Here is a 23,880-nt window from a genome sequence, read left to right as displayed (position 1 = left end):
TTCTTTCAGCCCTGCGGGGCGGGGCTCAGGCGCAGGGCGAGGTGGTCGAGGGAGACGTCGAGGGCTTCGGCGAGGGCGGCGATGGTGAAGAAGGCCGGGGTGGCGATGCGGCCGGTCTCGATCTTGCGCAGGGTTTCGGCGGAGATGCCGGCGAGGGCTGCGACCTCGACGATGCTGCGCTCGCCGCGGGCTTGGCGCAGGAGGGTGCCGAGGTGTTCGCCGCGGCGGCGTTCCTGCGGGGTCATGGGAGGTCGCACCATGCCTGCCAGCCTACCCGTCCGGGATACAAATACCAGCGGGATAAAAATACCGGTATTGTTATCGGCATGGTGGAACTGAAGACGACATCGGAGATCGAGGCGATGCGCCAGGCCGGCCGCGTGGTCGCCGCCGCATTGCAGGCCGTGCGCGAGCGGGTGGCGCCGGGCGTGAGCCTGCTGGAGCTGGACGCGGTGGCCGCGGCCGTCATGGACGAGCACGCCGCCAAGCCCGCGTTCCTGCACTATCGGCCGCATTTCGCGCCGACGCCGTTCCCGGCGGTGATCTGCACCTCCGTCAACGACGTGATCGTTCACGGCATCCCCACCCGGCGCCGGCTGGAGCAGGGCGACCTGCTGAGCGTCGACTGCGGGGTGTACCTGGACGGCTGGGCGGGCGACGCCGCCTTCAGCATGACGGTCGGCGCCGGGCGGGCGGAGGATCTCGAGCTGATCGAAACGGCGGAGGCGGCGCTGGCGGCCGGGATCGCCGCGGCGGTGCCGGGCGCGCGCCTGGGCGACGTCGGGCATGCGATCGCGCAGGTGGCGGCGCGTGGCGGCTGCGGGGTGCCGGACGGTTTCGGCGGGCACGGCATCGGCCGCCACATGCACGAGGATCCGTCGGTGCCCAACCGCGGGCGGCCGGGCCGGGGCATGGTGATGCGGCCCGGGCTGGTGCTGGCCATCGAGCCGATGCTGGTGGCCGGTGGTGACGGCCGCTATCACGAGCTGGCCGACGGGTGGTCGCTGGCCAGCGTGAGCGGGCGGCGCGCCGTGCACGCCGAGCACACGGTGGCCGTCACCGAGCAGGGGCCGCTGGTGCTCACGAGCCTCTGACCCCGATGCGGTAGGCTGTACCGTATGGCGTACGGTCAAGGTCGTATCGAGATCGTCGGCGCCCGAGTCAACAACCTCCGGGACATCAGCCTGTCCATCCCGAAGAACCGGCTGGTGGTCTTCACCGGGGTGTCCGGCTCGGGCAAATCGTCGATCGTGTTCGACACCATCGCGGTGGAGTCGCAACGCCAGCTGAACGAGACGTTCACCCCGTTCGTCCGCAACCGGCTGCCCCGCTACGACAAACCCGACGTCACCGCGATCGCCAACCTGTCGGCCGCGATCGTCGTGGACCAGAAACCGGTCGGCGGCGGCTCCCGCTCGACGGTCGGCACCCTGACCGACATCTCCCCCATGCTGCGGGTGCTGTTCTCCCGCTACGGCACCCCCAGCGCCGGCTACTCCCACGCCTACTCCTTCAACGACCCCGCCGGCATGTGCCCGGCCTGCGACGGCCTGGGCCGCAGCCTGCGCCTGGACCTGGACGCCTTCCTCGACGAGGAACTGTCGCTGCAGGAGGGCGCGATCCGCTTCCCGCCGTTCGGGGTGGGCACCTGGCAGTGGCGGATCTACGCCCACTCGGGCACCTTCGACCCGGCCAAGCCGCTGCGCGCCTACAGCCCCGCCGAACGTGACACGCTCCTGCACGGCGAGGGCTTCACGGTGCGGGTGCACGGCAAGAACGGCAGCGTCAACACGATGGCCTTCGAAGGCCTGGTCACCCGCTTCACCCGCCTGTACCTCAAACGCGACACCTCCGGCCTGGCCGCCCGCACCCGCGCACAGGTGGAGCAGGTGGTACGCGAGGGACGCTGCCCCGGCTGCGACGGGCGGCGGCTCAACGCCGCGGCTCTGGCCACCAGGATCGGCCCGCACTCGATCGCCGACTACGGCGCGATGGAGGTCACCGACCTGCTCGCCGTCCTGCGAGAGCTCGAACACCAGGGTGATGGCGGGCTCGGGCCGGACAATCCCGCGGTCGGCGGCGCGGTGCGTGCCCTGCAACGCCTGGAGGCCATCGGCCTGGGCTACCTGTCGCTGGAACGGGAAACCTCGACCGTGTCGGGCGGCGAGGGCCAGCGGCTGAAAATGGTGCGCCACCTCGGCTCGGCCCTGACCGGCATGACCTACATCTTCGACGAGCCCAGCTCCGGCCTGCACCCGGCCGACGTCGGCCGGGTCAACCAGCTCCTGCTGGCCCTGCGCGACAAGGGCAACACCGTGCTGGTCGTCGAGCACGACCCCGACGTCATCGAGATCGCCGACCACGTCATCGACCTGGGACCCGGCGCCGGAGCGCACGGCGGCACGCTCGTCTACGCCGGAACCGTCGACGGCCTGCGGCGCTCGGCCACCACGACCGGCCGCCACCTGGCCGCCCGCCGACCCCTCAAGACGCAGGTCCGCGAGCCCGCCGGCCACCTGGAGGTGACCGGCGCCGCCCTGCACAACCTGCGCGACGTCAGCGTGCGCCTGCCGCTGGGCGTGCTCACCTGCGTCACCGGCGTGGCAGGATCAGGAAAATCGACGCTGATCGGACAGGTGCTGCCCGCACAGCATCCGCACGCGGTCGTCGTCGACCAGGGCGCCATCGGCGTGTCGGCCCGCTCCAGCCCCGCCTCCCACATCGGCGCGCTGGAACCGATCCGCAAACTCCTGGCCAAGTCCTCCGGACAGCCCGCCGGCCTGTTCAGCTCCAACGCGGCCGGGGCGTGCCAGACCTGCGAGGGACGCGGCCTCGTCCACACCGATCTGGCCTTCATGGACCCGGTGACGACCGTGTGCGAGGCGTGCGGCGGCAGCCGCTTCAACGACGAGGCCAGGCGCCACCGCTGGAACGGCAAGGACATCGTCGCCATCCTGGCCCTCGACGCCGAGCAGGCGTGCGCCTTCTTCGCCGGCCAGCCCGCCCTGGCCGCGAAACTGTCCACGCTGGTGCGGGTCGGCCTCGGATACCTCGCCCTGGGCCGGCCGACCAGCACCCTGTCGGGCGGCGAACGGCAGCGGCTCAAGCTCGCCGGCGAACTGGGCGCCACCACGAACCTGTACGTCCTCGACGAGCCCACCACCGGCCTGCACCCGGCCGACGTGCACGCCCTCGTCGACCTGCTCGACCGGCTGGTCGACCAGGGCAACACCGTCATCGTCATCGAGCACGACGTCGAGGTGATCAAACGCGCGGACTGGGTGGTGGACCTGGGGCCCGGCGGCGGACGCCACGGCGGGACGGTGATGTTCGAGGGCACCCCGGCACAGCTCCTGGCCGATCACGGCTCTGTTCACGGCTCTGTTCACGGCTCTGTTCACGGCTCTGTTCCCGGTTCTTTGACCGCACGTCATCTGCGGCGATCCGTGGCAGAGCTCACGCCTCCCCCAGCGGCACCATCACCTGGGTGACCAGCTCGCCGGGCGGCGTGCGGGCCGGATCGGAGACGTACACCTCGCGGATCGGCCCCGGTGCCGCGACGCCGCGTTCGGCGCACCAGGCCAGCAGCGCGTGGGCGGTCAGGTCGATCTGGTCGTAGGGCCCGACGTGCGTGGCGGCGGCGAAGGAGCCCCCGGGCAGGGTCCGCTCCCCCGGCCCGTCGGTGACCAGGGCGACCTCGACGGTGAGCGGCTCGCTCAGCTCCACCGGGAACAACCCGATGAGCTGCGGCCCCCCGCCACCGACGTCACCGACGTCACCGGCTGCCGGCGTGGCGAGCAGGCGGGCGACGGCCGCCGAGGTGGCGCGGGCGATGTCGCCCGGACCGGACGCCTGCTCGGCCGCGACGACGACCGGGCGGGCAGGCTCGCGGACGATACGCACTTGCGCCGACGGCAGCCCGTCGGCCATCACCCGCTCCAGCGTCGCCAGGGCCCTGCGGCGCCGCTCCAGCTCCGACTCCAGCCCGGCCCGCACCCCCTCCAGCGCGCCTGCCGTACCCGACAGCACCTGCGCCACGACCGGCAGCGGCACGTCCAGCGAGCGCAGCAACCCGATCGACAACGCCTGCCTGGCCTGCCCGGCCCGGTAGTAGCGGTAACCGGTCAGCTCATCGACGCGGGCCGGGCTCAGCAGCCCCAGCTCGTCGTAGTGGCGCAGCTGTTTGACGCTCAGCCGCGCCAGCCGGGCGAACTGCCCGATCGTCAGCAGGTCCTCGTGCATGACCCCAGCCAACCAGGTTGCGCCTCACGTCAGGTGAGGGTTCATGCTGGAGGACATGAGCTTCTCCGTGGGGCAGGTCTCGCGCCTGGCCGGGATCACGGTGCGCACCCTGCACCACTACGACGAGATCGGGCTGCTGTCGCCGACGATGCGCACCGGCGCGGGCTACCGCCGCTACACCGACGACGACCTGGTACGGCTCCAGCAGATCCTGTTCTACCGTGAGCTCGACTTCGGGCTGGAGGAGATCGCCGTCATCCTCGACGATCCGGGCGCCGACGAGCTGACCCACCTGCGCCGCCAGCACGAGCTGCTCCTGCAGCGCCGCGACCGTGTCCAGGAGCTGGTCGCCGCCGTCGAGCTGGCCATGCAGGCACGCACCCAGCACATCAGGCTCACCCCGGAGGAACGTTTCGAGGTGTTCGGCACTTTCCGTCCCGAAGACCACGACGCCGAGGTGGAGCGGCGCTGGGGCGGCAGCAAGGAGTTCGAGCAGTCACGCCGCCGCGTCGCCTCCTACACCAAGGCCGACTGGCTGCAGCTCAAGGCCGAGGCGGCCGGCCTCATCGACGAGCTGGTGGCGGCGATGAAAGCCGGGCTGCCCGCCGACGACGAGCGGGTGCTCGACCTGGCGGAACGGCACCGCGGCCACATCAGCCGCTGGTTCTACGACTGCTCGCACGACATCCACGCCTGCCTGGCGCAGCTGTACGTCGACGATCCGCGCTTCACTGCCGCCATCGACGCGGCGGCGCCGGGCCTGGCCGCCTACCTGAGCCAGGCGATCACGGCCAACGCGGCGAACTCAGCGAACGCAGCCAGGCCGTCAGAGCGGCGTTGACCTCCGCGGGGCGTTGCAGCGGCGGCAGGTGGCCGGTGCCGGGCAGGTCGACGCGGCGCGCGCCGGCGATGCCGGACGCCAGCACCGTGGAGACCTCCTGGATGGCGGGCACGTCGTCGAGCCCGTTGATCACCAGGGTGGGGGCGGTGATCTCGCCGAGGCGCCTCTCGGCGGCCAGGTCGTGCTCGACGGGGGCGGGCGCCGACCACTGGCGGGTCAGCAGCCGCGTCAGCATGTCGACGGCCAGCTCCCACACCTGCGGGTCGAGGTCGGCGGGGTCACGCTCAGGGCCCGCCACCTGCCAGGCGGTGTGCGCGCGGGCGTAGGCGGCGACGTCGGCGGGCCGGGGTACGGCACGGCGTTCGCGGTAGGCGGCCAGCCGTTCGGCGGGGATGACGGTGTGCACCCGCTCGCGCACCTGGGCGATCATCTCCGGCGGCCAGGTGTGGCCCGACAGGCCGGAGCTGATCAGGGCCAGGCCGCGCACCCGGTGCGGCTGGGCCAGCGCCGCTTCCACCGCATGCGAGCCGCCCATCGAGCAGCCCGCCAGCACCGCCTGCTCCACGCCGAGCGCGTCCATGACCGTCAGCAGGTCGAGGTGGTGGGTGACGGGGCCGTGCGGGTCGTCGGAGTCGCCGTGCCCGCGCCAGTCGTAGGTGATCACCCGGTGGGTGGGTGCCAGGTGGGCGACCTGGTGCCGCCACATGCGCCGGTCGGCGATCCCCGCATGGACCAGCACCACGGCGGGCCCGTCGCCGTGTTCCTCCACCGCCAGGCCGTCGATCTTCTTCATGCCCGCCACGCTAGGCCCTGCCCGGCGCGAGCGCGCAGGCCCTCAAGCAGGCCTTCGAACGCAGCGGGTCTTTCAGGCGCGGGCCTTTCAGGCGCGGGTCTTGAGACGCGGCTTTTGAGGGGCGGCCTTTCAGGCGGCGTGCAAGCCGAGGGCCGCCGCCGTGAGCGGTCTGGCCAGAGAGGGCCGCGTCAGCAGATCCACCGAATCCGACAACTGGTCGGCGCACCCCACCGGCGGCAAGGCGGCGATCACCGGATCGCCCACCTGCGCCATCAGCGCCTCGGCGAACCGGTCACCCCCGATGACCCGGAACGGCCGGTCGTGGAAGGGCCGCACCGCCACCTCCAGCGGCTCGGTCAGCTTGATCCGGTTGTGCAGCCCCGCCAGGCGCTCGTAGGCGGCGCACAGGCCCGCCTCCCGCTCGCGCCACGAGCGTGCCGCCAGCGCGGCGCCCAGCGCCTCGGCCAGCTCCGCCGAGCCCGGCACCCGCGCCAGCGCGCTGCCCAGCCATTTGGCGTACGGCGGGTAGCGGCGGCGCATCAGCAGCGCCAGCCGCATCACCTCCCGGGCCAGACGGGCGCCCACCACCGCCGAGCCCGCCTCGTCGCCCACCTCGCCGCACCGGCCGGGGAAGGGCTCCTCCTGGGCGATGCGCCGCCACTGGCAGGCCAGCACATACCGCCACACGTCGCCGGGATACCAGCGCAGCCGATGCCGTACCGCCTCCAGCTCCCCCAGCCCGTCATGGAAGACCTCGCCGAGTGTCACCTCCGCCAGGCTCTGCCACGTCGCCGACAGCCAGTCGACCAGCCCCATGCCCTCACGCGGGTCGAACCCGAGCCGCTCACGCAACCACGGCCCCAGCTCCGCCACCTGCACGCCAGGCCCGCGCCGCTCGTGGTAGGCGAAGGTGGTGGGAAAGCCGCCGAAACGCTCGGGCAGGCGGGAGACGATCTGCTCGCGCACCTGCTCCACCGCGCCGGGCTCGACGAACACCAGCACCCTCGGCCCCCAGTCGTGGTCGACTGAGCGCGGGGTGTCGAAGGCCAGCACCTCGGAGCCGGGCCCGATCAGGGCGGCGCTGTGCGGGTACGGCTCGGCCAAGGGGGCGACGACCTGCGTGTAGAAGTCGCGGGACAGATCCATGCCAGGAACGAAACGGTTCATCACCGCCTCACTGTGCCTCGCGGGCCCGCCCGGCTTCACCAGGTTTTTCACGCCGCCCTCGGCCAGCGGGTTCGCGGGTGTTCGCCAAGGGCGCGCCATGAAGGTCAACTCGCCCGTCGGCGCCGGTCAAGGCACGTCAAGCAGGCATCCGCTGCCGGTAGGGGCCGGTTCAGGTGCCGGGAACCCAGGCGGCAGCCACGCGGCGGCGCACGAACCCGATCCGCTCGTACACGCGCAGCGCCGCGGCATTGCGGTCGTCGACCATCAGCGCCGCCCTGCCGTACTCCTCGGCCAGCCGCGCCGCCATCCAGCCGCACACCCGCCCGGCCAGCCCGCGACCTCGCATCGAGGCGTCGGTGGCGACGCCGGCCAGCAGCCCGACCGACGGCGCGCTCCACGCGTCGGCGGCGACCGCCACCAGGCGGCCCTGCTCGCGGATGCCCGCCCAGCGGTGCACCCCTGAACCGCCGGGGACGGCGTAGGAGTCGGGCGCGTGGACGGCCAGCAGCGCGGCCACCTCGTCGTCGGCCGAGGCGGGCAGCCACTCCACCCCTTCGACAGAGGCGGACGCGAATGCTGCGGGCCGGGCCAGGGACATCCAGGAAAAACCGACCGGGCCGTCCAGGGCGTCGACCTTGCGGACGACGTCGGTGACGAGCTCGGGCTCGCCGAGCGGACGGTAGTGGGGGCCGCACACCGCCAGGGCGTGCTCGACGAGCGGGCACACCTCGGCGGCGGGGCCGTACAAGCCGAGCCGGTCACGGCGCGAGACGCCGGGCGAGGCCACCACGAGCGCCCGCCCGAGACTCCACGCCCGCACCCGACCCGCCGCACCGCCGGATGGGCCACTCGACGCGCCGCCGGGTGTGCCGAGGTCCTGCGCCAGCCACACCATCAGGTCGTCGTCACCGCACGCCGCCCGCACCTGGGCGGCCGAGGTCAGCTCCCGCATCGAACACCCGCGCCCGGCCGCTCACCCCTCACAGGATCGCGCCGGGCCGGTAGGCGGCCGCCTGCGGGAAGTCGGCCACCAGCCGCTCCACGCGCGCCGCCACCGCCCGCACCTGGTCGGCCGCCGCACCCGTGAACGACGCCTTGTCGGCCAGCAGTCCCCGTAGCTGTGCCTCGTCCAGCGGGAAACGTTCGTCGCCGCCCAGCCGCGCCAGCAGCGTGTTGGCCGCCCCCTCGCCGCGCATCGCCAGCGCCGCCGCCACCGCGTGCTCCTTGATCAGCTCGTGCGCCTGCTCGCGGCCCACGCCCGCCCGCACGGCCGCCATCAGCATCTTCGTCGTCCCCAGGAACGGCAGATACCGCTCCAGCTCCGCGTCGATGACGGCGGGGAAGGCCCCGAACTCCTCCAGCACCGTCAGCATCGTCTCGACCAGGCCGTCGAAGGCGAAGAACGCGTCCGGCAACGCCACCCGCCGCACCACGCTGCACGACACGTCGCCCTCGTTCCACTGGTCGCCGGAAAGCTCGGCCGTCATGGAGGCGTAGCCGCGCAGGATCACCATCAGGCCGTTGACCCGCTCGCACGAGCGCGTGTTCATCTTGTGCGGCATCGCCGAGCTGCCGACCTGCCCCTCGGCGAACCCCTCGGTGACCAGCTCGTGGCCGGCCATCAGCCGGATCGTCTTGGCCAGCGAGCTCGGCGCCGCCGCCAGCTGCACCAGCGCCGAGACCACGTCGTAGTCGAGCGAACGCGGATACACCTGGCCGACGCTGTCGAAGGCGTCGGCGAACCCCAGATGCGCCGCCACTCGCCGCTCCAGCTCGGCCAGCTTGCCGCGATCGCCGCCCAGCAGGTCGAGCATGTCCTGCGCGGTGCCGACCGGTCCCTTGACCCCGCGAAGCGGGTAACGCTCCAGCAGCTGCGCCAGCCTGCCGTAGGCGGCCAGCAGCTCGTCGGCGGCGCTGGCGAACCGCTTGCCGAGCGTGGTGGCCTGCGCGGCGACGTTGTGCGAACGCCCCGCCATCACCGTGTCCTCATAGCGGACGCCCAGCTCGGCCAGGCGCGCCAGCAACGCCACCACCCGGTCACGCACCAGCAGCAGGCTGTCGCGGATCTGCAACTGCTCCACGTTCTCGGTCAGGTCACGCGAGGTCATGCCCTTGTGGACGTGCTCGTGACCGGCCAGCGCGTTGAACTCCTCGATGCGGGCCTTCACATCGTGACGCGTCACCCGCTCCCGCTCGGCGATCGAGGCCAGGTCGACCTGCTCGACGACCTTGTCGTAGTCGGCCAGCACCCCTTCCGGCACGGCCACGCCGAGCTCGGACTGCGCGGACAGCACCGCCAGCCACAACCGGCGCTCGGCGACGACCTTCGCCTCGGGAGACCAGATACGGGCCAGCTCGGCGGAGGCATAACGAGCGGCGAGCACATTGGGGATACGCGGCTTGGCAGTCACGTTGCCCCAGCCTACCGCCCCGCCCAGGCCCTGATCGGCGGCGGGCCACAGCTGCCCGTCACGGGCCGTGACGGGTCGCGGGTACGGTGGGCGCCATGTCACAGGTCTGGCCGGTCATCACCGCCATGTACGACGCCTACGCCCGCGGCGACCGCGCCGGAGTCGACGCGCTGCTGCACCCCGAGTGCACCATCTTCGACTCCGCCTCGCCCGAGCTGATCACCAGCCGCGCCCAGCTGGAAGCGGTACGCGACGCCCGCCCCACATCCGGTCCCGCCACCGATCCCGCCACCGATCCCGCCACCGATCCAGCCGGCGGGCCCGCCGAGATCGGCGTCACCCCCGGCGAACCGGTCATCCACGAATGGGCCGACACCGCCGTCGCCGCCTACGTGCTGCGCGTCGACTTCGACAACGGCGAGCCGGAACTGGTGCGCACCACCACGGTCCTGCGCCGCGACCAGGGACGCTGGCTCATCGCCCACGTCCACGAGAACACCATCTGACCTGCGCATATACTGGCCGTACAGGGCGTGGCGCACAGCCCGCTCCGCCGCCGCAGGGCGCGATGCACAGCCGGGCGGCAAGGGGGCGGTCCTAGGGTTTCGCGGCATACCCCTCGCTAGGAGTGCCATGACCGCCACCGGATCCGACACCAGCACCCGCACGATGCCCATCGGCGCGGCCTTCGACCGCATGCCCTTCACCCGCCGGCACGTGATGGCGGCCGCGGCCCTGTTCATCGCCTTCGTCATCGAATCGTGGGAACAGCTGGCCCTCATCTACGTCTCGGCCGACCTGGGCCCAGCCTTCGGCATCGACGAGGGCGGCATCGGCCTGGTGCTGTCGGCGGTGGCGTTCGGCATGATCCCCGGCGTGCTCATCTGGGGACCGGTCGCCGACCGTATCGGCCGCCGCCCCACCTGCTTCTGGTCGCTGATCGCCTACGGCGTGATCGCCCTGGCCTCCGCGTTCGCGCCGAACCTGGGCGTCCTGCTCACCCTGCGCGTCGCCTCCGGCCTGGCCCTGGCCGGCGTGTACACCATCACCTTCCCGTACTTCCTGGAACTGCTGCCCACCAAGCAGCGCGGCAAGGCGGCCGTCTACCTGTCGATCGGCTGGCCCATCGGCATCCTCGCCGCCATCGGCGCCTCGGTCGCCCTCGGCGACCTGGGCTGGCACGTCGTCGTCATCGCCAGCGCCGCCGCCGGACTGTGGGCCTTCGCCATCCGCGCCTGGGTGCCCGAATCGCCGTACTGGCTGGCCGCCCGCGGACGCCAGGACGAAGCCCGCGCCGTCCTGGCCCGCCTCGGCAGCCCCGACGCCGCCCCCGGCACCACCTACACCGTCGACAGCAGCCGGCTCGGCAACCCCCTCGGCCTGTTCCGCGGCGGCCTCGCCAAGATCACCATCGTGATGCTGGTGCTGAACTTCGCCTTCAACTGGGGCTACTGGGGCCTGCAGACCTGGCTGCCGACCCTCCTCATGGAGCGCGGCCTGACCATGTCGGCCTCGCTCGGCTTCGCCGCCCTCTCCGCGCTCATGATGATCCCCGGCTACATCAGCGCCTCCCTGCTGACCGCCCGCTACGGCCGCAAGAAGATCTTCCTCCTCTACGTCGTCGCCGCCGTCGCCGGCGGGCTGTGGTTCGCCACCGCCGGCTCCACCTGGCAGCTGTACGCCGGCAACTTCGTGCTGTCGTTCTTCTCCCTCGGCGCCTGGGGCGTGTGGAACACCTGGAACGGCGAGTTCTACCCGACGGCGCTGCGCGGTACCGGCTACTCCTGGGCCACCGCCGCCCAGCTCGTGGCCACCACCATCGCGCCGTCCGCGGTCGGCGCCCTGCTCGCCGGCGCCACCGGCTTCACGCCCACGATGCTCATCATCAACGCGTTCATGCTGCTCACCGCCCTGCTGGCGCTGCCGCTGCCGGAGACGGAAGGACGCGAACTGACATGATCGGCGGCCTCGCGACGCTCCGGCGAGCCACCGTGCTCGCCGTGGTCCGCGACGGCCTGCCGATCCACCTGAGCCCCCTCCGGGCCGATCCCGGCTCCCCTCCGGGATCGGCCACCCCCACCCCGCCGGCCGACCCGCCGCTCGACCGGCTGTCCTCCCCGGCCGTCGAATCCGCCCTCCGCCACGCCCTCGCCCGCGCGCCGGGCCTCAAGGCCCTCTGCCTGGCCGTCGACCTGCCGCCCGGACACGGCGCGCCCGTCGCCGCCGTCCGCATCGCAGGCCCCTGCCCGCCCGCCCTCGCCCCCCGCCTCGACATCGGCCACACCACCGCCCCCGGCAGCACCGCCACCATCATCCGGGGCGGCCACGACCTGACCGGCCGTCCCCTCGCCCCCCTCGACCTGCCCGCCCTGCGCCGCTTCGCCCGCACCTGCGGCCTTCGCGACTTCGCCGTCACCGCCACCGGCTCACCCGTCCTGGCCGACCACGAACTCCAGGCCGCCGCCGCCATCGCCGACGAGGTGCCCGGCGCCCGCATCACCCTGTCCTACGAGTACGGCAGAGCGGGCCTGCGCGAGCGCGAACAGTGGGCCATCGCCAACGCCGCCCTGTGCCCCGGCGCCTCCCACCTGGCCGACCACCTTGTCCGCCTGCTCCCCGGCCTGCCGCTGTACGTCGCCCGCACCGGCGAAGGCCTGGTCTCGGCCCACTACTTCCGCCGCTACCCCCTCACCTGCGCCGAAGGCGCCACCACCAGCCTCCACCGCGCCCAAACGGCCCTCGCCCACCGCGCCGCCCCAGCCTCACCCCGCGACGCGAGCCGTACGGCGCTCACCTCACCTGGCGACGCGAGCCGTACGGCGCTCGCCGGCGCCCACCTCGCCGCCTACGGGGCCACCCTCGCCGTCCCCATGGCCGGAGTCGAGCGCATCGTGCGCGCCCGAGGCACCGCCGAACTCGACCGCGCCGTCAGCGACGCCCAGGACGAGGCCCTCACCCGCGTCCTGTCCGCCGGCGCCGTCCCCGGCTCGGCCCGCGTCTCATCGGTGGCGGTCAACCCGCTGTCGTACCTGCCCGACGGCCTGTTCCGGCTGCGCGTGCGCGCCGAGGGAGCCACGCCATGACCAACCGCACCCCACCCGCCGGGATCCCGCCCACCAGCGGCTCACCCAGCGGCTCACCCAGCGGCTCACCCAGCGGCGCGCCTGCCTCCGGCCAGCCCGCCTCCGGCCGCCCCCGCTCGTACGGCGCAGCTGGCCCCGCAGCCGCGCCCACTCGCATCGACCGTTCCACCCTGCCCGCCTACGCCACCGGAGCGGGCCTGCTGGCCACCGGTGCCGCCGAGTCGGCCTTCGCCCTCGTGCGCGACTGGGCCCACGACGTCCTCGCCACCGGCGTCACCCTCATCACCCCCGCCGACCTGCCACCCGACGCCCTGTGCGTCGTGGTCACCCTCGTCGGCTCCACCACCGCCCTGGCCGAGCAGCTCCCCACCGGCGACGAACCCGCCCGTGCCATCCACGCCCTCGAACGCCGCACCGGCACCCCCGCAGCCGCGATCGCCGCCCTCAACCTCGCCGCCGAGAACGCCATCCTGCCCCTCATCGCCGCCGCCCAGCTCGGCCTGCCCCTCGTCGACGGCGACGGCACAGGCCGCGTCTTCCCCCTCGTCGAACAGACCACCTACACCCTGGCCGGCCTCAGCCCCGCACCCCTGGCCCTGGCCGGCGCCGCCGGAGACCTCGTCCTGCTCGAAACCAGCCGCGTCGAGGGCACCCTGCGCCCGGTGGTGCTGTCGATGGGCGGCTGGGCGGTCGCGGCCTGCTATCCGATGCGCGCCGACGACCTGGCCCGAGCCATCGTCCCCGGCACCGTCAGCCGCCTCCTGCACGCCGGCCACCCCGCCGCCGGCCGCACCAGACCTGCCGGCAATCCCGACAAAACCAGCGCGACCGACGCGACCGGCGCGGCCGGCGGATTCAACGTGGCCGACCGGACCCTGGCGGCGCCGTACGGCGTGAGCCGCCTGGCCGTGGGCGTCATCACCGCCGTCGACGGCGTCTACCACCACACCCTCGACGCCCCCGCCACCGGCCTGCCCTCCCTGCCCTCCAGCGTCGTCGTCCGCGAAAGCGACGGCCTGCGCCGCCAGATCCGCCTCGAAGCGCACAACGAATTCGTCCTCGCCCTGGCTGACGGAGCCCTGGCAGCCACCGCGCCCGACCAGATCTGCCTGGTCTCACTCGCCGACGGCCAGGTGATCGACGTCGACCGGGCGGAGCCCGGCATGGAAGTGGAGGTCCTCATCGTGCGAGCCGCCCCGATGTGGCACACCGAGCAGGGACGCGCCCTCGGCGGCCTGCCCGCCTTCGGGATCGCCCTGTGAAGCCTCACCCGGGCAAGTCGCCCGCGGCCGTACGGGCGGCCGGATGGGAGACGCCCGTCACCGTCGCCGAACTCGTCGACGCCGGCCCCCTGACCGGGGCCCGCATGCACGGCGACGGCAACAGCCCCGTCCACCAGGTGCGCATCGTCGACGAGCTGTCGGTGATGGCGTCCGTCGGCCCGCACACCGCGGTCGTGCTCACCGGGTCGGCCGCGCGCGGCGGCTGGGCGGTGGAGATGGCCATGCGCCGGGCCTGGGAGCAGGCCGCCGCGTGTGTCATCGCCCCGGCCGGCGCCGCGAGTGCCGGGTCGGGCGAACTGCTGGCCGAACGCCTCGGGGTGACGCTCGTGTTCGTCGACGAGGATCCGCTGGTGACCGCCGTCCGGGTCGCCTCGGCGGCGGCCAGCCCGCAGGCGGCGCGCACCCAGCTGCTCGCCCGCTGCGCCACGCGCCTGGCCGAGGCGGGCACGTCGGCACGCAGCGTGCTGGGGGTGCTCAACGCCGAGCTGCCCGGCACGGCGGTGGCGCTGGTGGACGTGCACGGCACGCTGCTGGCAGGCCGCCGCACCGCCGTACCGGACGCCGCGCCGGCTACCGCGCCGGCTACCGCGCCGGACGCCACGCCGGGGTCCACACCGGGGGCCGGGGCGTGGAAGTCGCCCGCGTGGAGTGGCGCCGCCATGCCGGGTGAGGCGCCCCGGGAGCCCGCACGGGCCTCCGGGAGCGGCCGGCTGCTGGCCGAGTTGCCCGTGCCCGGCCCTGACGGGAGTGTGCTGGGCCGGCTGGTGGCCACGGGCGCGCCCCGCTCGCCGGTGTGGGCGCCGGTGGTCGCGGCCGTCCTCGGTCTGGCTGTCGCGCCGCTGACGGCGTGGGCGGCCACCGAACGGCTGCGCGCCGAACGCTCCTTCGCCTGGCAGCAGGCCCTGGCCGAACGCCTGCTCGCCGATGCCCCCGCCGCCCCCGCCGCCTCCGCCGCCGAGGAGCTCCCCGACGCCCAAGCCGAGGCCGCCGCCCTCGGCTGGAGCGTGCACGGCCCCCTGACCGCCTTCCTCCTCACCCCCCAGCCCCCGCACACCGGCGACGACGCCACCGCCCGAGCCGCCCTCACCCACGCCCTCGGCCCCGTCCCCGTCCTGCGGCGCGACGGCGGATGGGCAGGATGGTCACCGCACCCGCCCGACCAGGTGGCACAACACCTGGCCCGCGCGCTCAGCACCCTGCCGCACCCCGCGTCAGCGGGCGTCGCCGCACCAGCCCCCAGCCCGCACACCCTCACCCAGGCGCTGCTCGCCGCCCACGCCGCCGCCCTGGTCGCCGCGCCCGGCACGGTCGCCCGCGCCGACCGCATGGGCCCGGCGGAGCTGCTGGCCGCCCTGCCCGCCGCCGTCCTCGGCCCGCCCGCCCACGTGGTGCTCGCCCCGCTGCTGGAGGCCGACCGCGACGGCACGCTGCTGCGCACCCTGGCCGCCGTCCTGGGCGAGGGCGGGCCGCTGCGCGCCGCCGACAAGCTGGGCGTGCACCGCAACACCGTCACCACCCGCCTGGACCGGATCCGCGCCACCGGCTACGACCTGGACGACCCGGCCACCCGTCTGGCCCTGCACCTGGCCGTCCACCTGCACACCACCACCTGAAAGGGCGGGCGATCAGCCGGCGGTGCCGTACCCGCCGCCTCCACCGGACTCGCACCGCAGCACGTCGCCCGCTTTCACCGGCAGCGCGTTCGCCTTCAGCATCCGCCGCTCGCCCGCCGTACCCGGGTTCAGGCACACCGACGGCGGCACGCCCGCACCCCCGCCGGCCAGCCCCCACGCCGGCGTCACCGACCGCTCGAACCACAACGACAACGACGTCGGCCCCAGGAACTCATACTCCCGCACCACCCCGTCACCGCCACGCCACCGCCCGGACCCGCCGCTGCCCGGCCGCATCTCGTAGCGGCGCACCCGCACCGGGAACAACGTCTCCAGCACCTCGATCGGCATGTCCCGAAGGTCACCGTTCACGTTGTTGATCAACGCGCTCTCGCCGTCGCCGCCCTCCCAGGCGCCCCACCCGCCGACGGTCGCCTCCTGCGAGACGTACAGCTTGCCGGTGCGCGGATCGGTGCCCGCGAACTGCACGATCATCGAATCGCCGTACGAAGCCGCCGCCGCCTTGCCCGGCAGCACCGGCGCCAGCGCCTTGACCACCAGGTCGATCAGCAGCCCCAGATGCGAGTAGTAGTACTGGCACGCCGCCGGCGAGCGGGCCGCCAGCATCGAACCGGGCCGCGTGGCCACCGTCAGGGGACGGAACGAGCCGCCGTTCAACGGCACCTCGCCCGACACCAGCAGCTTGTAGGCGACCCGTACCGCCGCCACCGCCTGGGCGGCGCCGCAGTTGACCGGGCCCGTCGCCTGGTCGGCGCAGTCGGTCAGATCCACCGCGATGCCCTCGCCCGCCACCGTCACCGTCACGTTCACCGGCAGCGGCACCTCCAGGTCGATGCCGTCGTTGTCGAGGAACCCGCCCGCCCGGTACACCCCGTCGGGGATCGCGGCGATCGCCTCGCGCTCCAGCCGCTCGGTCTGCGCGAAGATCTCGTCGCGGGCGGCCATCACCGTCTCCACCCCCCACCGCGACACGATCTCGGCCAGCCGCCGCTGCCCGGTCATCGCGCACGCCACCTGCGCCCGCATGTCACCCAGCGTCGCGTGCGGGAACCGCACATTGCGGGCGATCACCTCGTGCAGGTCACGGCACGGCTCACCACCGGCGTAGATCTTCACCGGGCCCAGCCGCAGCCCCTCCTGGAAGATCGAGGTGGAGTCCATCGACCCGCCCGGATCCTTCGACCCCATGTCGAGCCAGTGCGCCCGCGACGCCGCGAACCCCACCAGCTCACCCTGGACGAAGATCGGGCCGTACACGGTGACGTCGTTGAGGTGGGTGCCGCCGATGTAGGAGTCGTTCAGCACCCACACATCGCCCTGCGACCACACCTGCCTGCCGTACAGCCGCTCGGTCTCGCGCGTGCACACCTCCAGGTTCCCCAGGAAGATCGGCAACCCCGACGACTGGCCGAGCACGTTGTGCTCACGATCCAGCAACGCCACCGCGCAGTCCTTGGCCTCGTAGATCACCGGCGTGTACGACGAGCGGATCAGCGTCGTGTTCATGTCCTGCGCCGCCTGCAGCAACGCGCAACGGATGATCTCCGTCGTGACCGGGTCGATCATGATGCCACCTTGATGATGAGAAATCCGAACTCGTCCACCGACACCAGGCAGCCCGGCGGCACCACCGTCGTGGCCGTCTCCTCCACCACGACCGCCGGCCCCGACAGCTGGCCGCTCAGCGCCGCCCGCCGCACCACCGGCGTGTCGTACTCGACCCCGTCGAACACCACCGTCCGCACCGCAGCCGCCTGCTCCTGCACCACCGGCGGCGCCGCCTGCGCCCGCGGGAAGGACCCCAGCCCCGTCGAACGCAGCAGCACGAACTCCACCGCCGCCTCCGGCGTCGCATGCCCGTAGCGCGCCGTGTGCGCCTCGGCGTAACGCGCCGCGATCCGCTCCAGGAACCCCGGGGAAGCCGGCTCCTCAGCCGACAGCAGCGGGATGGTCAGCGTGTAATCCTGGCCCTCGTAGCGCATGTCGACCGCGTGCTCGACCCGCCGCCGATCGTCGGCCACCCCCTGACCGGCCAGCTCACGCGACGCCGCCGCCTCCAGCCGCGCCAGCGCCTGCGCCATCGCGCCGCCGTCCAGATCGTCCTGCGCGCGAAAGTGCGGCTCGGTCAGATCCCGCCGCACATCGGCCTCCAGCATCCCCCACGCCGAGAACGCGCCGGGGAAACGCGGCACCACCACCTCACCGATGCCCAGCTCCCGCGCGATGAACGCCGCATGCATCGCCCCCGCCCCGCCGAAAGCCACCAGCGAGAACTCCCGCGGCTCGATCCCGTGCTCCACCGTGATCGTCCGGATCGCCTGCGCCATCTTCGCGTTGGCCACCTGGCAGATGCCCTCCGCCAGCCGCACCGGCTCCATGCCCAGCTCGCCGGCCAGCCCCGACACCGCCGCCCGCGCCGCCCCGACATCCAGGCTCATCAGCCCGCCCGCGAACCACTCGGGATCGACCCGGCCCAGCACCACGTTCGCGTCCGTCACCGTCGGCCGCAACCCGCCGCGCCCGTAACACGCCGGCCCAGGAACGGCGCCCGCCGACTCCGGACCCACCCGCAACGCACCCGCCTCCGCATAGGCCAGCGACCCGCCACCGGCACCGATCGTGTGCAGGTTCACGATCGGCATCAGCACCGGGAAACCCTCGATCGACGCCTCCGTCGCAATGTCCGGCCGCCCGTCGACCACCAGCGACACATCGAACGACGTACCACCCATGTCCACGCAGATCGCGTTACGCCGGCCCCCCAGAAGCCGCGCCACCGCCACCCCGCCCATCGTGCCGCCCACCGGGCCCGACAGCAGCGTCTGCAACGGCCGCGCCATCGCGTGAGCGGCATTGACCAGCCCGCCCGACGACTGCATCACATGCACCGCCACCCCCAGCCCCCGCTCGGCGAAGCGCGCCCCGATCCCCGCCAGGTACCGCCGCACCACCGGACCCGTGTAGGCCTCCAGGACCGCGCTGGAGGTGCGCTCGTACTCCCGCCACTCCCGCGCCGCCTCGTGCGACAACACCACCAGCACCCGATCGCCCAGCTCCTCGCGCAGAATCTCACCCGCACGCACCTCATGCACCGGATCGGCGTAGGAGAACAGCAGGCACACCGCCACCGCGTCGAACCCCTCCGCCAGCGCCCGCCGCGCCGCCCGCCGCACCGCCGCCTCATCCAGCGGCACCAGCTCCCGGCCCCGCCAGTCCAGCCGCCCACCGGCCTCCATCACCCGCTCACGCGGCACCAGCGGCACCGGCTTGCGATAGCGCAGGTCGAACATGCGCGTACGGTTACCACGCGCGATCTGGTAGACGTCGGCGGCGCCCTCGCTCGTCAGCAGCAACACCTTCGCGCCCTTGCGCTCCAGCAGAGCATTCAGCCCCTGTGTGGTGCCGTGCACGAAGAAGGAGATGTCAGCCGGGTCGGCTCCCACCCTGTCCAGCGCCGCGAACACGCCCTCGGCCAGATCACCGGGCGTGCTCGGCGCCTTCGACGCCACCACCTGCCCGGAACGTTCGTCGTAGCGGACCACATCGGTGAAGGTGCCGCCGATGTCCATGGCGACGCGAAAAGTCATGCGACCACGCTAGGGCGCGCACCCCGAAGACGGCAGTGCCACGTGCACAGCCCCCGCCTCCGGGGTGGGCACCATGCCCGACCACAGGTGAGGTGTCCGGGGAGCCGGCTACTGCCGCACCGGGTTTCTGAGCACCTCGGTGAGAGCCGAGATGCTCTGATCGCCATAGCCCGCCTCAGCCGCCCGCCTCACCAGGCCGTACAGCGGGGCCAGCCACGCCGTGTCGACGTTCGTCTCCTTGGCCAGGTCCTCGTCATGGGATTCCCCCGCCAGGAAGAGATTCACGGAGGAGGCGGCGTCGGAGTAGTCACCGCTGTCGATCTCCCTGGCGTAGATCGGCAGCAACGACTTGATCATGTCCAGCCACGTGCCGGCGAAGCCCACCATCGTGCCCACCTCCAGCCCGCGCGCCTGCACGGCGGCGGCGCCCTGGAAGAAGCCGACGAGCGCCGGCAGCAACATGGCGCCCACCGCCATCTCGTACAGGGCGGCGAGATCGGCCTCGTCGCCCAAGTGGACGGTGTCACCGCCCAGCACCCGCAAGACGGCCTCGAACTCCTCGAAGACCGCGCGATCACCGCTGTAGTACAACAAGGTGTCCGCCGCTCCCACGGCCGAGGGCACGTTCTTGACCGCCCCGGCCAGGAACCGGGCGCCATGGCCGAGGGCCCAGGCAGCCGTCTCACGGGCCCCCGCCGGGGAACCGCTGTTGAGAGTGACCAGAGCCCGCCCACGCAACGACGCGCCGGCCGGACTCAGCGCCAGCCGGGTGTCCTCGAAGGTGGTCAGGCAGGTGATGACCAGGCGACCAGCCGTCACCGCGTCGTCGACGGACTCCGCATGCCTGGCTCCCATGGCGACGAGCGGAACGGCCTTGGCGGCCGTCCTGTTCCAGACCGTGGTCGGATGCCCGGCCTTGACGAAGGCCCCGGCCAGCGCCGCGCCCATCGAACCCAGCCCGATGACGCTCACCGGTGTCAAATTCCTTGCGATCATGCGCGAACTCCCGTCACAGAGACAAAACGACCCTGATCCATGCTGGCTGGAGCACATGCACAACCTCAAGTACCGACATTCTTGCCAGGTACATACACGAATGTAAGTATGAGCCGATGAAGGAGACGAAGAAGCGCACGTTCACCTGCGGCCTCGACGCCGCCATCGCCGTCATGGGAGGCAAGTGGAAAGGGCTGATCCTCTTCGCGCTCCAGGACGGCCCCCTGCGCTTCGGCGAACTGCGCCGCGCGGTGCCCGGCATCAGCGAACGCGTACTGATCCTGCAACTGCGGGAGATGGAGACCACCGGCCTACTGCATCGTGAGGTCTACCACCAGGTCCCCCCAAAGGTGGAGTACTCCCTCACCCCCTTCGGACACTCACTCAACACCGCGATGGCACCGCTCGGAGAATGGGGCGAAGAACACCTCGAACGCATCGAGACCATCCCCTGGGACCAGACAGGCTGAACACACCAAAACGCCCGGCGCCCCCGCGAACGGGGACACCGGGCGCCTGCCGCGAAACGTCAGCCGACTGGGACCGGCGTCTTGTCCGGCTCCGGAGCCACCTGCTTCGGCTTGCCGCCGAACCGCTCCTTCGTCCGCTCCACCATCACATACAACGTCGGCACCAGCACCAACGTCAGCAGCGTCGACGACACCAGACCACCGATCACCACGATCGCCAGCGGCTTGGAGATGAACCCGCCCGACCCCGTCACACCCAGCGCCATCGGCGTCAACGCGCAGATCGTCGCCACCGCCGTCATCAGGATCGGACGCAACCGCCGCCGGCCACCCTCCAGCACCGCCTCCACGATCCCCATGCCCTGCTCCCGATACTGGTTGATCAGGTCGATGAGCACGATCGCGTTGGTCACCACGATGCCGATCAGCATCAGCATGCCGATCAGAGCCGGCACACCCAGCGGCGTGTCCGTCGCCACCAGCAGACCCACCGCACCCGTCGCCGCGAACGGCACCGACACCAGCAGAATCAGCGGCTGCACAAAACTACGGAACGTCGCCACCATGATCATGAACACGATCGCGATCGCCGCCAGCATCGCCAGACCCAGATCGCCGAACGCCTCCTGCTGGTCGGCCGACACACCACCCAGCTCGTAGTTCACACCCAGCGTGTCGAGCTTGGCCTGCAGCGCCGTCGTCACCGCACCCAGATCGGCGGCATCCGCCTTCGCCGACACCGTCGCAGAACGCTCACCATCGATGCGCGTCACCTGCGTCGGACCCTCGACCTCCTCCACATCCGCCACCGACGACAACTTCACCATCCCCGAAGCCGTCGGCAACTGCAGCTTGCGCACCGCGTCCATGTCCTCGGGCGCCTCACCCACCCTCAGCACCAGGTTCGACGCCCGGCCGTCCAAGCTCACCTGACCCAGCGGAGCACCACGGAAAGCCTGCGCCACCGTCTGACCGATCTGCGCCTCACTCAACCCGCGAGCAGCCGCCTTCTCCCGATCGACGCGCACCTCGATCCGCGGCGCCGAAGCCTCCAGATTCGACGACACCTCCCGAAGCCCCGGCACATCCTTCATCGCCGCCGCCACACTGTCGGCCGCCGACCTCAGACCGGCCGCGTCAGCACCACGCACGATCACCTCGACGCCGTCGGAAGCGAAACCGCCACCGCCCTGACCGCCGACCGACACCTCACCGACACCCGACAGCTTGCCGATCTCCGAGCGCAGCCGCTCCTCCACCGCCGGCGTGTCCGAACCCTCCTTGACGGTCACCGAATACGACACCCGGTCGGCGCCGCCACCCAGCCCGCCCATCATGCGATTGCCGCCACCGACGGTCACCTGGTACGAGTCGACCTCGTCGATACCCGACAACAACTCCTCGACCTGCTTGGCCGCCTTGTCCGACGTCTCCAGATCAGTGCCGACCGGCATCCGCTGCGTCATCGAGATCGTGTCCTGACCGGCCGAATCGATGAAGTTCGTCTGCAGGCTGCCCGCCATCCCCATCGTCCCGGCGAACACCAGCACCCCGATGAGCAACGTCACCAGACGACGACGCGTCGCGAACCGCAACACCGGCAAATACATGCGCTGCAACGGAGAACGCAGCTCCTTGTCCTGCACCGCCTGCGCCTCCGCCGCCGACAGCGGCTTGGCCTTCAGGAACCAGTACGCCAGCACCGGGATCACCGTCAACGACACCACCAGCGACGCCAGCAGCGCCACCGTCACCGTGATCGCGAACGGCGCGAACAACTCACCCACCATGCCGCCGACGAACGCGATCGGCGCGAACACCGCCACCGTCGTCAACGTCGAGGCGGTCACCGCACCCGACACCTCACGCACCGCCGTCACGATCGCGGCCCGCTTGGCCTCGCCGTACCCCAGATGCCGCTTGATGTTCTCCAGCACCACGATCGAGTCGTCGACCACCCGGCCCACCGCGATCGTCAGCGCCCCCAGCGTGAGCATGTTCAGCGAATAGTCGCCCGCCCACAACACGATCAGCGCGATCACCACCGACATCGGGATCGACACCGCCGTCACCAACGTCGAACGCACCGACAACAGGAACACCAAGATGATCAGTACGGCGAAGCCCAGACCCAGCAGGCCCTCGGTCGCCAGATCCTCGATCGAGCGCTCCACGTACGGCGCCTGGTCGAAGATCACATCCACCCGGCTGTCGGAGGAGTCACCCAGCTGACGCGTCAGATCCGACAGCTGCGCCCGCACCTCGTGAGAGATCGCCACCGCGTTCCCGTCGGGCTTCATCGTGATCGACACGCCCAGGCTCGCCTTGCCGTTGGTCCGCGTCAACGCGGTCGCATCGGCCAGCTTGCGCTCGATGAAAGCGACATCACCCAGCTTGACAGGCGGCTTCGGCTTCGGAGCGGCCACCACACCGGGCTGCTGCTGACCGCCCGGCTGTGCGGGACGGCCCTGCTGCTGAGCGGAAGGCTGACCACTCTGCTGCTGACCACTCTGCTGCTGACCGGGCTGCTGCTGGACGGCGGGCTGCTGCACCGGCGTCAGGTACAGACCCTTCAGCTTCTCGACCGAATCGACCCGCGACCCGACCTGCACCGTCAGCGTCCGATCATCGGACGTGATCGACCCCGCCGGAATCGGCGTGCCGTTGGCCCGCAACACCTCGGGAATCTGCGCCGCCGACACCCCCGCCAGCACCATCTTGCCCAGATCCGGCGTGATGACCACCTGCTCGTCACGCACACCCGTGATCGTCGCCTCACGCACACCCTCGATCGCCTGCAACTCAGGGATCATGATCGTGCGCAGCTTGTCGGCCATCGCCCGCTCGTCGCCGCCGTCACCGACAGCCAGCACCAGCACCGGGATATCGTCCGTCGAACCCGCCACCACCTGCGGATCCACCGAATCCGGCAACGGCGCCCTGCTGACCGCCTGCTGCATCTTGCCGACAGCCGCGTCCATGTCGGTGCCGTAGGCGAAGGCCACCTGGATCTGCGTCATGCCTTCCCTGGAGGTGGAGGTCACCTCCTCGACACCCTCCAAGCCGGCGAAGGAGTCCTCGATCGGCTTGGTCACCTGCTCCTCGACGATCTCGGGAGAAGCGCCGGGGTAGGCTGCCATCACAAAGGCGCCAGGGAACGACAACGACGGGAACAACTGCTGCTTCAGCTGCGGGATGGTGAACACCCCGAACGCGCTGAGCACCAGCGAGATCAACACCACCAGGCTGCGGTTGGCCAGACTAGCCCGCGCCAATCCAGTCATGCGGGACCCCCTCCAAGAGTTCGCCCCACCCTAACACTTTGCCTTGCCCAAATATTTAGCCTGACGTGGGCTTCCTGATAACCTTCTCA

At 71.9% G+C, this 23,880-nt stretch carries 19 protein-coding genes; 9 read left to right on the top strand and 10 right to left on the bottom strand.

All coding sequences use genetic code 11. The annotated features are described in order from the left end of the window. Positions 1 to 5: 5 nt before the first annotated feature. Positions 6 to 260 carry a helix-turn-helix domain-containing protein gene (locus HNR30_RS12320; RefSeq protein ID WP_181609890.1) on the bottom strand — a complete coding sequence of 85 codons (255 nt, stop codon included), beginning with the start codon at positions 258 to 260 and terminating at the stop codon, positions 6 to 8. 66 nt (positions 261 to 326) lie between these two features. On the opposite strand from HNR30_RS12320, the gene map reads away from it, so the two are divergent. Together map and HNR30_RS12310 are read left to right on the top strand one after the other, a co-directional pair. Next, positions 327 to 1,094, top strand: a complete 768-nt coding sequence (gene map / locus HNR30_RS12315) for a type I methionyl aminopeptidase (protein WP_181609889.1) — start codon at positions 327 to 329, stop codon at positions 1,092 to 1,094. A gap of 24 nt (positions 1,095 to 1,118) precedes the next feature. Continuing rightward, positions 1,119 to 3,491: an ATP-binding cassette domain-containing protein gene (locus HNR30_RS12310; protein WP_181609888.1), complete on the top strand. Its 2,373-nt coding sequence runs from the start codon at positions 1,119 to 1,121 to the stop codon at positions 3,489 to 3,491. Here HNR30_RS12310 and HNR30_RS12305 read toward each other — a convergent pair. Next, positions 3,457 to 4,242, bottom strand: a complete 786-nt coding sequence (locus tag HNR30_RS12305) for a MerR family transcriptional regulator (RefSeq protein ID WP_181609887.1) — start codon at positions 4,240 to 4,242, stop codon at positions 3,457 to 3,459. The two genes, HNR30_RS12310 and HNR30_RS12305, sit on opposite strands and share 35 nt — an antisense overlap. Positions 4,243 to 4,297: 55 nt before the next feature. Here HNR30_RS12305 and HNR30_RS12300 point away from each other — a divergent pair, with 55 nt between their 5' ends. Next, entirely contained in the window at positions 4,298 to 5,083 is a 786-nt protein-coding gene (locus HNR30_RS12300; RefSeq protein ID WP_181609886.1) for a MerR family transcriptional regulator, read from the top strand. On the opposite strand, the gene HNR30_RS12295 is transcribed toward HNR30_RS12300, so the two are convergent. The 4 genes from HNR30_RS12295 to purB form a co-directional block, all read right to left on the bottom strand. After that, a complete protein-coding gene (locus tag HNR30_RS12295) occupies positions 5,028 to 5,876 on the bottom strand; it encodes an alpha/beta fold hydrolase (protein WP_181609885.1) in 849 nt (282 codons plus the stop codon). The two genes, HNR30_RS12300 and HNR30_RS12295, sit on opposite strands and share 56 nt — an antisense overlap. Before the next feature lie 129 nt (positions 5,877 to 6,005). Next, positions 6,006 to 7,022, bottom strand: coding sequence for a DUF4037 domain-containing protein (locus tag HNR30_RS12290; RefSeq protein WP_246378029.1), 1,017 nt, complete (start codon positions 7,020 to 7,022; stop codon positions 6,006 to 6,008). Positions 7,023 to 7,212: 190 nt separating this feature from the next. Then, positions 7,213 to 7,995, bottom strand: coding sequence for a GNAT family N-acetyltransferase (locus HNR30_RS12285; RefSeq protein ID WP_181609884.1), 783 nt, complete (start codon positions 7,993 to 7,995; stop codon positions 7,213 to 7,215). Positions 7,996 to 8,023: 28 nt separating this feature from the next. Continuing rightward, positions 8,024 to 9,454, bottom strand: coding sequence for an adenylosuccinate lyase (purB, locus tag HNR30_RS12280; protein ID WP_181609883.1), 1,431 nt, complete (start codon positions 9,452 to 9,454; stop codon positions 8,024 to 8,026). Between the two features lie 95 nt (positions 9,455 to 9,549). Here purB and HNR30_RS12275 point away from each other — a divergent pair, with 95 nt between their 5' ends. From HNR30_RS12275 to HNR30_RS50080, 5 genes are all read left to right on the top strand, one after another. Further along, on the top strand, positions 9,550 to 9,960 hold the full coding sequence (locus HNR30_RS12275; RefSeq protein WP_181609882.1) for a nuclear transport factor 2 family protein: 411 nt from the start codon (positions 9,550 to 9,552) through the stop codon (positions 9,958 to 9,960). 127 nt (positions 9,961 to 10,087) lie between these two features. Further along, complete coding sequence (locus HNR30_RS12270) at positions 10,088 to 11,413, top strand: MFS transporter (protein WP_181609881.1); 1,326 nt, start codon at positions 10,088 to 10,090, stop codon at positions 11,411 to 11,413. Then, positions 11,410 to 12,537, top strand: coding sequence for a hypothetical protein (locus tag HNR30_RS12265; protein WP_181609880.1), 1,128 nt, complete (start codon positions 11,410 to 11,412; stop codon positions 12,535 to 12,537). The genes HNR30_RS12270 and HNR30_RS12265 overlap by 4 nt, the downstream gene beginning before the upstream one ends. Then, the gene (locus tag HNR30_RS12260) at positions 12,534 to 13,799 is read left to right on the top strand and encodes a DUF917 domain-containing protein (protein ID WP_181609879.1); all 1,266 of its coding nucleotides are present in this window, start codon (positions 12,534 to 12,536) and stop codon (positions 13,797 to 13,799) included. The genes HNR30_RS12265 and HNR30_RS12260 overlap by 4 nt, the downstream gene beginning before the upstream one ends. Continuing rightward, positions 13,796 to 15,433 (top strand): PucR family transcriptional regulator, encoded by a 1,638-nt coding sequence (locus tag HNR30_RS50080; RefSeq protein WP_181609878.1) that lies wholly within the window; start codon positions 13,796 to 13,798, stop codon positions 15,431 to 15,433. The genes HNR30_RS12260 and HNR30_RS50080 overlap by 4 nt, the downstream gene beginning before the upstream one ends. A 12-nt stretch (positions 15,434 to 15,445) precedes the next feature. Here the strand turns inward: HNR30_RS50080 and HNR30_RS12250 are convergent, their stop codons facing one another. From HNR30_RS12250 to HNR30_RS12240, 3 genes are all read right to left on the bottom strand, one after another. After that, positions 15,446 to 17,020: a hydantoinase B/oxoprolinase family protein gene (locus tag HNR30_RS12250; RefSeq protein ID WP_181609877.1), complete on the bottom strand. Its 1,575-nt coding sequence runs from the start codon at positions 17,018 to 17,020 to the stop codon at positions 15,446 to 15,448. Continuing rightward, a complete protein-coding gene (locus tag HNR30_RS12245) occupies positions 17,017 to 19,041 on the bottom strand; it encodes a hydantoinase/oxoprolinase family protein (RefSeq protein ID WP_181609876.1) in 2,025 nt (674 codons plus the stop codon). The genes HNR30_RS12250 and HNR30_RS12245 overlap by 4 nt, the downstream gene beginning before the upstream one ends. Before the next feature lie 108 nt (positions 19,042 to 19,149). Then, complete coding sequence (locus HNR30_RS12240) at positions 19,150 to 20,037, bottom strand: NAD(P)-dependent oxidoreductase (protein ID WP_181609875.1); 888 nt, start codon at positions 20,035 to 20,037, stop codon at positions 19,150 to 19,152. A gap of 116 nt (positions 20,038 to 20,153) precedes the next feature. Between HNR30_RS12240 and HNR30_RS12235 the strand changes: the two genes are divergently transcribed. After that, positions 20,154 to 20,507 carry a winged helix-turn-helix transcriptional regulator gene (locus HNR30_RS12235; protein WP_181609874.1) on the top strand — a complete coding sequence of 118 codons (354 nt, stop codon included), beginning with the start codon at positions 20,154 to 20,156 and terminating at the stop codon, positions 20,505 to 20,507. 59 nt (positions 20,508 to 20,566) lie between these two features. Here HNR30_RS12235 and HNR30_RS12230 read toward each other — a convergent pair whose 3' ends face one another. Next, positions 20,567 to 23,791, bottom strand: a complete 3,225-nt coding sequence (locus HNR30_RS12230; RefSeq protein ID WP_181609873.1) for an efflux RND transporter permease subunit — start codon at positions 23,789 to 23,791, stop codon at positions 20,567 to 20,569. Between the last annotated feature and the right edge of the window lie 89 nt (positions 23,792 to 23,880).

Origin of the sequence: Nonomuraea soli, assembly GCF_013761175.1 — a bacterium.
GTDB classification, from domain to species: Bacteria; Actinomycetota; Actinomycetes; order Streptosporangiales; family Streptosporangiaceae; genus Nonomuraea; species Nonomuraea soli.
The sequence above is the reverse complement of the archived record's forward strand: the minus strand, read 5'-3'. Positions and strand labels throughout refer to the sequence as shown.